The 10,670-nt window shown below is 61.9% G+C and carries 11 protein-coding genes, 1 tRNA gene and 1 pseudogene; 3 read left to right on the top strand and 10 right to left on the bottom strand.

The annotated features are described in order from the left end of the window. Window positions 1–246: pseudogene (locus BLU67_RS03415) on the bottom strand (IS256 family transposase); the annotation flags it as partial. Between the two features lie 60 nt (window positions 247–306). Between BLU67_RS03415 and BLU67_RS03410 the strand changes: the two are divergent. Then, on the top strand, window positions 307–1,422 hold the full coding sequence (locus BLU67_RS03410) for an IS481 family transposase (protein ID WP_092562099.1): 1,116 nt from the start codon (window positions 307–309) through the stop codon (window positions 1,420–1,422). A gap of 110 nt (window positions 1,423–1,532) precedes the next feature. Here the strand turns inward: BLU67_RS03410 and BLU67_RS03405 are convergent. Beyond that, window positions 1,533–1,614 (bottom strand) — tRNA-Tyr (locus tag BLU67_RS03405). A gap of 159 nt (window positions 1,615–1,773) precedes the next feature. On the opposite strand from BLU67_RS03405, the gene BLU67_RS03400 reads away from it, so the two are divergent. Continuing rightward, window positions 1,774–2,268: a YajQ family cyclic di-GMP-binding protein gene (locus BLU67_RS03400; protein WP_092562096.1), complete on the top strand. Its 495-nt coding sequence runs from the start codon at window positions 1,774–1,776 to the stop codon at window positions 2,266–2,268. Between the two features lie 8 nt (window positions 2,269–2,276). Here BLU67_RS03400 and htpX read toward each other — a convergent pair whose 3' ends face one another. Genes htpX through BLU67_RS03380 form a run of 4 tightly spaced genes read right to left on the bottom strand, consistent with a single transcriptional unit; the run spans window position 2,277 to window position 6,420 of the window. Then, entirely contained in the window at window positions 2,277–3,140 is an 864-nt protein-coding gene (gene htpX, locus BLU67_RS03395; protein WP_092562093.1) for a zinc metalloprotease HtpX, read from the bottom strand. 47 nt (window positions 3,141–3,187) lie between these two features. Continuing rightward, window positions 3,188–4,597, bottom strand: coding sequence for an FAD-dependent oxidoreductase (locus BLU67_RS03390; RefSeq protein ID WP_092562090.1), 1,410 nt, complete (start codon window positions 4,595–4,597; stop codon window positions 3,188–3,190). A gap of 57 nt (window positions 4,598–4,654) precedes the next feature. Then, window positions 4,655–5,515 (bottom strand): polyphosphate kinase 2, encoded by an 861-nt coding sequence (gene ppk2, locus BLU67_RS03385; RefSeq protein ID WP_092562087.1) that lies wholly within the window; start codon window positions 5,513–5,515, stop codon window positions 4,655–4,657. Window positions 5,516–5,559: 44 nt separating this feature from the next. Further along, a complete protein-coding gene (locus BLU67_RS03380) occupies window positions 5,560–6,420 on the bottom strand; it encodes a prephenate dehydratase (protein WP_092562084.1) in 861 nt (286 codons plus the stop codon). Between the two features lie 98 nt (window positions 6,421–6,518). Between BLU67_RS03380 and BLU67_RS03375 the strand changes: the two genes are divergently transcribed. After that, window positions 6,519–7,400: a LysR family transcriptional regulator gene (locus BLU67_RS03375; RefSeq protein ID WP_092562081.1), complete on the top strand. Its 882-nt coding sequence runs from the start codon at window positions 6,519–6,521 to the stop codon at window positions 7,398–7,400. Window positions 7,401–7,425: 25 nt separating this feature from the next. Here the strand turns inward: BLU67_RS03375 and BLU67_RS03370 are convergent, their stop codons facing one another. The 4 genes from BLU67_RS03370 to BLU67_RS12385 form a co-directional block, all read right to left on the bottom strand. After that, window positions 7,426–8,334 (bottom strand): NAD(P)-dependent oxidoreductase, encoded by a 909-nt coding sequence (locus tag BLU67_RS03370; RefSeq protein WP_261977013.1) that lies wholly within the window; start codon window positions 8,332–8,334, stop codon window positions 7,426–7,428. 82 nt (window positions 8,335–8,416) lie between these two features. Next, entirely contained in the window at window positions 8,417–9,502 is a 1,086-nt protein-coding gene (gene buk, locus BLU67_RS03365; RefSeq protein WP_092562075.1) for a butyrate kinase, read from the bottom strand. Continuing rightward, on the bottom strand, window positions 9,499–10,392 hold the full coding sequence (locus BLU67_RS03360; protein WP_092562072.1) for a phosphate acyltransferase: 894 nt from the start codon (window positions 10,390–10,392) through the stop codon (window positions 9,499–9,501). Before BLU67_RS03360 ends, buk begins: the two co-directional genes overlap by 4 nt. A gap of 12 nt (window positions 10,393–10,404) precedes the next feature. Next, the gene (locus tag BLU67_RS12385; RefSeq protein ID WP_261977010.1) at window positions 10,405–10,662 is read right to left on the bottom strand and encodes a PTS sugar transporter subunit IIC; all 258 of its coding nucleotides are present in this window, start codon (window positions 10,660–10,662) and stop codon (window positions 10,405–10,407) included. Window positions 10,663–10,670: the final 8 nt, after the last annotated feature.

The raw sequence follows: 10,670 nt of genomic DNA, 5'->3' as shown, positions 1-10,670 counted from the left end.
ACGCGAATTCGCGTGCGCTGCCGCGTCAGCTGCGCCTTTCTCGTACCCCAGGTGGCTCGTCAGCTCCGCTTGCAGGCCACGTTCAAGAGCTGCTTTAACCAGGGCAGGCACGAAACCACCATCACCAGTCAGCTCCACCTCCCCCGCATCGATCTGAGCGAACAAGGCATCAAGCTGCCCCGAAGCTTTGAGCTGATCAACCAGGTCCTGACCCGAAGGCCTACCCGGCAAAGATTTATCGAACATAGTCATGATAATCACCGTTCCTTCCGACACGGCTTACACAAACTATTTGACACCCCCACCGTGAGTGAAGCAGCAGAAAAATTCGCGGTCTCCCGCCAGTGGATCTACGTACTTAAAGACCGCTATCAACAATACGGACCCGAAGGACTCCAACCCCGAAGCACAGCCCCGCACACCACACCCCACGCCATCACCGCGGCCGTACGAAAACGAATCATCGAACTACGCGATGAACTGACAACCTCCGGTAGCGATAACGGAGCAGAAACAATCGCCTGGCACCTCCAACAACAAGGCCTGCACACCCCCTCAAAATCCACCATCCACCGCATCCTAAAAGACGCCGGACGCGTTCAACCCCAACCACGCAAACGCCCCAAATCCAGCTACCACCACTTCACCGCCGCACTACCAAACGAGCTATGGCAAACCGATATCACCCACACCTACCTCACCGGCAGCCGCCGAGCTGACATCCTCGACTTCCTCGATGACCACTCCCGATACCTCCTGGCCATTCAAGCCTTCATGCCATGCACCGGAGCCGATGTTGCCGCAGTCATGACCAACCTCATCACCACCTACGGTGCCCCCGCCGCCACCCTCAGCGACAACGGACTCGTCTTCACCAGCCGCTACACCAGCCGCCCCGGAGCCCGAAACGCCTTCGAAACCGTGCTCACAACCCACCACATCCAACAGAAAAACGGGCGACCCGGACACCCCCAAACCCAAGGCAAAATCGAACGATTCCACTCCACCCTGAAACAAAAACTCGCCCGCGCATTCCCCCAAGCCACCACCATCACCGAACTACAAGAACAACTCAATACCATCCAAACCTGGTACAACAATCACCGACCCCACCGCGCACTCAACCACCAAACACCCCGCCAAGCATACGAACGCCTCCCCAAAGCCAGCCCCCACCACGTCCCAGACCCCGAATACCGCACCCGCAACGACATCATCGACAACGACGGCAAAGTAACCCTTCGCTACGCGGGAAAACTGCGCCACCTAGGCATGGGACGAGCCCACCGCAGACGCCCCATCCTCATGCTCATCGAAGGCCCACACGTCACCACCCTCGATGCCCACACCGGAGAAATCATCGCCTACCACCACATCGACCCCACCAAGAACTACCAACCCAAAATCAAAGACCCCACCTAAGAACCCCCACCACCAAAACAAAGAAGACCCCCGGAATTTCTTCCGAGAGCCTTCTCGCTGTCAACAATGCTTTGACACATCTGTCAACTATGTCCCGATACAGGACATAGTGGCGGGTGAGGGATTCGAACCCCCGAAGCATTCCGCGGCTGATTTACAGTCAGCTCCCTTTGGCCGCTCGGGCAACCCGCCGTGCACGCAAGTGGTGCGAAGGCCAGATTAGCAGGAGATGGGCGCCAGATACCAAATCGGCAGCGCGTGAGACCCGTCGCGATTTTGGCGATAATGTGGGCAACTAGCGGGCGCCAAGCGTCCAACGTGACAGACGACACCACACACGAGGAGTATGCCGTGGCTGATTCATCATTCGACGTCGTAAGCAAAGTTGACCGCCAGGAGGTCGATAACGCCCTTAACCAGGCCGCTAAGGAGGTGGCACAGCGCTACGACTTCAAGAACGTCGGGGCGTCGATTTCGTGGTCGGGCGATTCCATCGTCATGGTGGCAAACTCAGCGGAGCGGGTGCTCGCGATCCTCGATGTCTTCCAGTCCAAGCTCGTGCGGCGCGGTGTCTCGCTGAAGGCGATTGACCTCGGCGATAAGGAGCCGAGGGCCTCCGGCAAGGAGTACCGAATGGAGGGCACGCTGAAGGAGGGCCTCAGCCAGGAGAACGCGAAGAAGCTGACCAAGCTCATCCGCGATGAGGGCCCGAAGGGCGTCAAGGCTCAGATCCAGGGTGATGAGCTGCGCGTGAGCTCGAAATCACGCGACGCCCTCCAGGAGGTTATTGCTCTCCTGAAGGGCGCCGATGTGGATGCTGCGCTGCAGTTCGTGAACTATCGCTAGCCGGGCGGTTAGTAGCCGGCCATTTTCTCCAGCCGCGCGATGCGATCGGCCATCGGCGGGTGGGTGGAGAACATCTTCTTCAGTCCCCCGCCGCGGAACGGGTTCGCGATCATGAGGTGAGAGACCGATTGCAGGTTCGGAGTATCGGGAAGCGGACGGGCGGCAACGCCGGACTCGAGGCGCTTGAGAGCGCTCGCGAGGGCCAGCGGGTCGCCCGTGAGCTTTGCCCCGTCTTCGTCGGCGTCGTATTCGCGGGTGCGGGAGACCGCGAGTTGGATGATGGTCGCGGCGATCGGGGCGAGCAGCGCCATCGCCATCAGGGCGAGTGGGTTGCCGCCCTCGCGGTTGCGGCCACCGCCGAAGAACATGAGGAACTGCGCGATCGAGGTGATGACGCCACCGATCGCTGCGGCGACCGAGGACGTGAGGATGTCGCGGTTATAGACGTGCATGAGCTCGTGGCCGAGCACGCCGCGCAACTCGCGTTCGTTTAGCAGGCGCAAAATGCCCTCGGTGCAGCACACGGCCGCGTTTTGCGGGTTGCGGCCGGTGGCAAACGCGTTCGGCTGATCCGTCGGCGCGATGTACAGGCGCGGCATCGGCTGATTGGCGCGCACGGTGAGTTCCTCGACCATGGCATACAGCTGCGGCGCCTGCTCGCGACTGACGGGGTAGGCGTTCATCGAGCGGATCGCGATCTTGTCGGAGTTCCAATAGGAGATGAACGTCATGACGAGGCCGCCCACGGCGAACAGCCACAGGAAGCCGGGAGTATTGGTGCCCCTGGCAACGAGCGCGCCGATCGCCATCAGCAGCGCCCACATGCCGCCGAGCAGCGCGGCCGTTTTTAGCCCGTTGTGATGGTTATGCATATCTAGGTCAACGCTTCGTCAAAGGCGAGTATTCCCCGCGGTGATGGTTAATAGAGGGTCCCGTCGTGCTCTTCGCCACGGGAGATCGCCGTCATGGTTTCGCGTTGGACGACCTTGACGCGTTCCCGCGTGCCGCCGCCCGGCAGCTCGCCATGCTTGGCGCCGAGTTCCCGCTCGTAGGCATCGAGCAGTTCCCAGCCCTGCCACGTCGTGTAGCGCACGCCGCGCTCATCGAGGTCCGCCATCATGGCGTCGTGGCCGATGGCATCAGAAGTGGCGTGCAGTTTGCCGGCTTCGGCATCGGCGACGAGGTGGCCGATTGTTTGCTGGGCGTCGGACTTGGTGGAGCCGATAAGGCCGACCGGCCCGCGCTTGATCCAGCCGGTTGCGTAGATGCCGGTCATGACCTCGCCGTCGTCCCCGATCACGCGGCCTTCCTCGTTCGGAATGACGCCGCGGGCGGAATCGAAGGGCAGGCCGGGCACGTCGCAGCCGGAGTAGCCGACGGCGCGGTAGACGGCCTGAACGGGGGTGTCGATAAATTCACCGGTGCCGCGCACGGTGCCATCGCCGACGAGCTCGGTGCGCTCGGTACGGATTGCTTCGACGCGTTCGGTGCCGAGGATTTCGACGGGGCGGTGGAAGAAGTGCAGGTGAATGCGGCGCGAGGCGGTGCGCTCGGCGGGGTCCTTCAGCGTCCAGTCGACGAGGGTTTTCACGACCTGCTTCGTCTGGTTGGAGGTGCGGATCGCTTCTTCGCTGCCCTCGTCGAAGTCGAAGTCTTCCTCGTAGACGATGACGTCGACATCGGGCACCTTTCCGAGCTCGCGCAGCTCCAGCGGGGAAAATTTCACCTGGGCGGGGCCGCGGCGGCCAAAGACGTGAACGTCGGTGACCGGGGAGGATTTCAGCCCTTCAACGACGTTGTCCGGAATCTCGGTGGGCATGAGGTCCTCGACGTGCTTGGCGAGGATGCGGGCAACGTCGAGCGCGACGTTGCCGTTGCCGATGACCGCGACCTGCTCGGCCTCAAGCGGCCAGGTGCGCGGATAGTCGGGGTGGCCGTCGTACCAGAAGACGAACTTGGAGGCGCCGAAGGAGCCTTCGAGCTCGACGCCGGGGATCGGCAGTGGGGCGTCGTCATCGCTGCCGGTGGCGAAGATGACGGCGTCGTAGTGGGCACGCAAATCCTCAACACTGATGTCCTTGCCGACCTCGACGTTGCCGATGAGGCGGATATCGCCGCGCTGCAGGATCTTGTACAGTGCGACGATGATCTGCTTGATGCGCGGGTGGTCAGGGGCGACGCCATAACGCACGAGGCCGTAGGGCGCCGGGAGTTTTTCGAACAGGTCGATCGCGACGTTGAGTCCGGATTTCGCGAGAATATCCGAGGCGTAGATTCCTGCGGGGCCTGCGCCAACGACGGCGACGGACAGGGGCTCGGTGTTACTCACGGGGAGGGCATCCTTCACGGTAGCGGGTAAGGGTCAGCTAACCGGTAGTGTATCCGGCTATTTCTTCGCTTTCACCCGGGCTTTTTCTAACGGCGTAGCGACGTCCTTCACATATTCGTACTTCGAGCGGTCGAGCCGCTCGTAGTTCGATTCACCCGCGGAGGCCGGCCGCGAGGGAATCTCGATTTCGCGCGGCTCCAGTCGCTGCCAGGGAATGCGGGTGAGGATGTCGTTGATGACGTTGATCCGCGAGCGCTTCTTGTCTTCGGATTCGACCGTGTACCACCGCGCCCACGGGGTATCAGTCGCGGCGAACATCGTGTCCTTCGCGCGCGAGTAGTCCTCCCAACGGGTGATGGACTCAACGTCCATCGGGGACAGCTTCCACCGTCGCATCGGGTCTTCGGAGCGGGAGCGAAAACGTGCTTCCTGCTCGGTGTCCGACACCGAGAACCAGTACTTGATCAGGCGGATCCCGTCGTCGACGAGCATGCGTTCAAAATCGGGAGCTTGGCGCAAGAATCGGTGGTATTCCTCGGGGGTGCAAAACCCCATGACGTGTTCGACGCCGGCGCGGTTGTACCAGGAGCGGTCGAAGATGACGATCTCCCCGGCGGCCGGCAGGTGGGCGATGTAGCGCTGGAAGTACCACTGAGTCTTTTCCCGTTCCGTCGGCGCGGGCAGCGCCACGACCCGCGCGTGGCGGGGATTGAGGTACTGGGTGACGCGCTTGATTGCGGAACCCTTGCCCGCGGCGTCGCGACCTTCGAACAGGATGCAAATTCGTTCGCCGGTTTCGATCACCCACTGCTGCATCGCGACGAGTTCGCTTTGCAGCCGACGCAGCTCCTTTTCGTAGGCGGCCGAATCGAGCTTCGGCGGGTTACCGGATTTGGAGACGTTATCGTGGGTGGACATGCCCCAATGCTAGGGCCGGTTGCCGCCTTGCGCAGCGCATCGGCCTAGGATTGGCCGCCGCCCTCACGCAGGTGTCCGCGGTAGGGGTGGGCGGGATAGCTGCCAAGGATTTTCAGATCGGTGACGAAGAATTCGAGTTCTTCCAAGGCGAGTTGCACGTTCTTGTCATCGAGATGGCCGTCGATATCGACATAGAACTGGGAGGCGAAGAAGGTGCCTCCAATCTGGTAGGACTCAAGCTTGGTGATGTTGACCGAGTTTGTGGCAAATCCGCCCAGGCATTTGTACAGCGCTGCGGGAACGTTTCGGACGCGGAACAAGATCGTCGTGATCGCGGGCCGGGAGGTCGTGATCTGTGGCTCCGGCGAGAGCAGCACGAAGCGCGTCGCGTTCATCGCGGAATCCTCCACGTGCGAGCGCAGGACTTTCAGATCGAACCGCTCGGCGACGCCCTTGGGAGCGAGTGCCGCGATGCTCGGGTCGCCGAGGAGGGCGACCTCCCGGGCCGCTCCGGCGGTATCGGCGCTGATGTGGGTACGCCAGCCACGCTCCCGCAGCAGCTGGGAGCACTGACCGAAGGCATGGACGTGGCTGCGCACGACCTCGATCGTCTCGAATGTCGCGCTCGGTGCGGCCACGAGGTCGAAGTGGATCGGCAGGAAGAACTCGCCGATGATGTGCAGGTTCGAGTTCGGCAGCAACAGGTGAGGGTCAGCGACGCGGCCCGCGGAGGAGTTCTCCACGGGGATGAGAGCGCGGTCGGCGCGCCCCTCGTGGACGGCATCGAAGGCAGCGGTAAAGGACTCGCACGGGATGACGGTCGCGCCCGGCAGCATCTGCTGAACCGCGGCATCGGAGTTGGATCCTACTTCGCCTTGAACGGCGACCCGCACGCTGGAATTCATACTCGCCACCTTAGCTTTTGGCCGCTTCTTTACCGCAATTGTCCCGCCCAGTAGTCTCGAAGGGTGGGCACCGGCGGAAAGGAAGGCGCACGTCACTTATGGACTTTCGTCAGCTGAAGTACTTCGTCGCCGTCGCAGAAGCCGGCAGCATGTCGGGCGCCGCTCGAACCCTGTTCGTGACGCAACCGACCCTGACCGTCGCAATTCAAAAACTCGAAAAGTCACTCGGTGCGCAACTTCTTGATCGCTCCACCACTCCCCTGTCACTGACGCCTGCCGGTCGCGCACTCGTTGACGGCGGAGCGCCCATCTTGCAGGAGTTAGAGCGACTGTCAGCCCACGTTCGCTCGCTCGGCAGCGAAGATACACAGCGAATCAGGATCGGCTTGACCGTCTTGTTCTCGATGCAGTTCATGCCTCAGATCACGCGGTTTATGGCCAGCCACCCGGACGTGGAAGTCTCACTCGTGCAGTCGGGATCGCGCGCGATGCAAAAAGAAATCGCTGACGGCCAGCTCGACATCGGGGTCGTGTCCTTCCCCTGCTATGAGCCGAACCTCGAAATCACGCCATTAGCCGGCGACTACGGGACGTACACGGTGGCCGCGGTCATGTGTGATGACCATCCGCTCGCCAGCCGTGCCTCCGTGACGTACGCAGACCTCGCCGGCCAGGCGTTCTCCTCGTTTTCGGACAATTACGTGCTGGGCGAGATGCTGCACGAGCGCTGCCAAGAAGCGGGCTTTACTCCCAACGTTCAGTTCACGAACGACTCGTGGAACGTGTTGCTGTCCTCGATTCTGGACCTCGGGACAATTGGCCTGTTACCGATGCAGCTATCCGAGCTCACCGCCCTCAAAGGGCTCGCCTGGGTGCCGCTTGATGACCGAGTCTCGCACCTGCCGATCGGGATCGCGATGCAAAAGGGCCGGCCACGACCCAAGGCGCTGACGGAACTGATTACCGCGCTGCGCTCCTAACTAGTGGTGGAACGTCGCCCCTCGATCAGACGGCGCCTCTCACGACCAGTGGGCTTGTGCCATCCGTGCGCATCTCCAGCAGCGAGCCAACGGATTGCTCGACCATGGCGGTCACAACCTCGCGAGTGTAGAACGCGATATGCGGGGTTACCAGAACGTTCGGGAAGGACCTTAAGAGAACGAGGTTTCGATGGCGTATCGTGCCAAGGCGGACGTCGCGGTGGAAGTACTCGAGGTCATTTTCCAGCACGTCCAGGGCAGCTCCGGCGATATGGCCGGCTTCCAGGGCAGAGATCAGGGCTTCGGCGTCGATCATATCACCGCGGCCACAGTTGACGATCGTTGCGCCCTTGCGTATTTTGGCGATCTTGTCGGCGTTGATGAGGTGATGGTTCGCGTCCGATGCGGGAGCGTGCAGCGTCACGAGGTCCGACTCGGCCAGGAGCGTGTCAAGGTCGACGTACTCGACGATGCCTTCCAGCTCCGCCTTGGGGTAGGGATCGGCAGCGAGCACGCGGGTACCGAAGGGCTTGATCAGGTTGGCGACCATCGCTCCGATCCGACCAGTACCGATAATGCCGACCGTCGAGTTTCCCAGCTCTGAGCCCTGGCTTCCCATGAGCGAAAAGTCCTGGATCTGGGCGCGGTGCATGACGAGCTTCATCCGACGCAATGTCATAAGAATGAGCATGACGGTGTATTCCGCGACGGAGTTCGGCGGGTATGTCACGTGCCCGACGGTGATCCCGAAGTTTTTCGCCGCGTCGAGATCGATGTGGTCAAAACCGACTGTGCGCGTGGAAATATACTTCACGCCCCGTTCGGCAAGTCCGGCCATGAGTTCGGTGTCAATGATCGACTGCCCGAGGATTGAGATGGAATCCGTTTCGGGTAGGTCGTTGAGTGTTGCGAGTTCGAGGCGGGTGTTGCGAATGATGATCTCTTCGCCGGTGCGCTACATGCAGGCATCGAAGTCGCCGAGCTCATCGGGTCGAACGTCAAAGGCGACGATGGGGTTAGTCATGGGTGGTCCTTAGATAGTCACGGACGTGGTGGGCACGTTCTTTGCCCAGCACGATGCGCCGGGCACCAAGCGCGAGGGCTTCCATTTCAAACTCACCGCCAAAGGCGTGAATCGGCGCAATCCATCCGGCACGTTCCCGCACCGCAGCGAGCAATAGTTCTGAGCGGGCCATCCCACCGGTGAGCGCAATAGCATCGACTTCTCCCTTCAGGGAGGCTGCTAGCGCTGCGATCGTCTTAGCGATTCCCAGGGCCAGGGCCTCGAACACGAGAGCGGCCCGCTCATCGCCTGCGCCAATTCGAGACTCAATTTCACGCAGGTCGGTCGTGCCGAGCAGACCAGCCAGCCCGCCACCGCCCCGCACGGCGCTTTTCAATTCGGCAAGCGGCATGCTGCCGGCGAGTGCGATGAGTTCTTTGATGGGCACTCCCCCACTGCGCTCTGCTGAAAACATGATCTCGTCATCGGAGACAAAGTCGACCATGCGCCCGCTGCTGATCGCACAGGCCGTTGAGCCGCCACCGAGGTGGACGATAATCTCGCTGGCCTCCTCATAGGGCGTGTCAATCGCGTCGGCGAGTTTGCGGGCAACGGCCCGCATGTTGAGGTGGTGGCCGATCGACTTGCGTTCGATTCCGGCTACCCCGGTAATGCGGGCGGCATCCGACATTTCATCCACGGTGACCGGGTCGTAAATGTAGGCGTGCGCGCCGGGCACACCGAATTTCGTCACCAGGGCTTTGGCTAGGGGGCCGCCGAGGTTGGAGGCGTGCTCAAGGACCGGCCGGTTGGTGATGACGTCGAGGAAATCATCGTCCACCTCATATCCGCCCGGCCCGACCGGCCCCACGAGCCCGCCACGGCCAACGACCGCATCAAAGCTGCCCGGATCAAACGTGCCTGCGAGCGCCGCCTCAATGTCGGCTTCCCTGCGAGGCAGCTGGTCGGTGATCCGGTCCATGCCTGCGAAGTCCGCGCCGCGGTAGGTGATCTCGTGCCGGAAGATTTCCCTGTCATCGTCAAAGACCGCGATCTTTGTCGAGGTAGAGCCCGGATTGATCGCGAGGATTCTACTCATGCGCCCTCCCCCATCGCGATCGCGAGCTCGATTGAGTAGCGCTTTTCCGCTGCTCCCGCGCTGCGCGAGGTCAGGATAATCGGGCACGCCGCCCCGAGCACGACGCCTGCCATCGCTCCGCCACCGAAGTAGATGAGCGATTTCGACAGCACGTTTCCGGTGACGATATCGGGCACGACGATGACACTGGCATCGCCCTTGATCGCTCCCGGGTAATCCTTTTCCTCGGCGATACCTGGAATCAGGGCGATGTCGAGAGAGATCGGGCCCTCCACGGTGATGTCGCGCCCGTCTTTAGCCGCGAGGCCTGCCTGCAGCTCCGCCGAAGGTAGGCGGGGAATGACGGTTTCCGCGGCAGACAGCAGTGCGACCTTCGGGTCGGATACGCCGAGCGCTTGCATGACCTGAACGCCGTGCTCAATGATCGCTTCGCTTTGCTCTTCATTAGGAACCGTCATCATGCCGCCGTCGGTCACGGCGATGAGTTGGTCGAGCTCGCGGGCCTCAAGAACCGCGACATGCGAGAGCACCGCGCTCGAGCGGATTCCGGTTTCTCGATCCACGACTGCCTTGAGGAATACTCCGGAGGCAACATGGCCTTTCATCAGGGCTCCGGCCCGCCCCTCGCGAACGAGGGCTACGGCCAGTGCAGCGGACTCGGCATCATCGGCCACCGTGAAACACTCATAGCTGTCCTTGGCCAGGTGTGCTGCCGCGGCCTGCGGCAGCGAAGGCGAGGGATCGATGAGCAGCGGGTAGATGGTGCCGGCCGCGGTGAGATCGGCAAGCGAGTCGAGTACCGCGTCATCGCACGCGTTGACGACGGCGATCCCGACGGGCTCCTCCCGTCGAGAAACGAGGTGGTCGAGCTCAGCAAGTCTCGTGATCATGAAGCGTTGTCCTTAGGAGAAGTTGAGGCGGTAATCCTCGGGATCGATGATCGGCACGATCTTCGTGAACACCCGGTTAAAGATGATCCCGAACGCGACCGGAGCGACCACGAAAGCGATGATCGCCTTACCGATGTTCAGCAGAGACCAGCCTTCCAACTCGAAGTAGGCCAGCGGGCCGACGAGTCCGGTAAAACCGAACCCGGCCAACATCGGCGTTCCGGTGATGCCGAGGATTGCGCCGATGATGCCACACAGCGCCGCCGACAAGGAAACCG

The sequence above is a fragment of the Bowdeniella nasicola genome (assembly GCF_900107735.1).
In the GTDB taxonomy this organism is placed as follows: Bacteria; Actinomycetota; Actinomycetes; order Actinomycetales; family Actinomycetaceae; genus Bowdeniella; species Bowdeniella massiliensis.
This window is presented reverse-complemented; position numbering and strand designations above follow the sequence as displayed.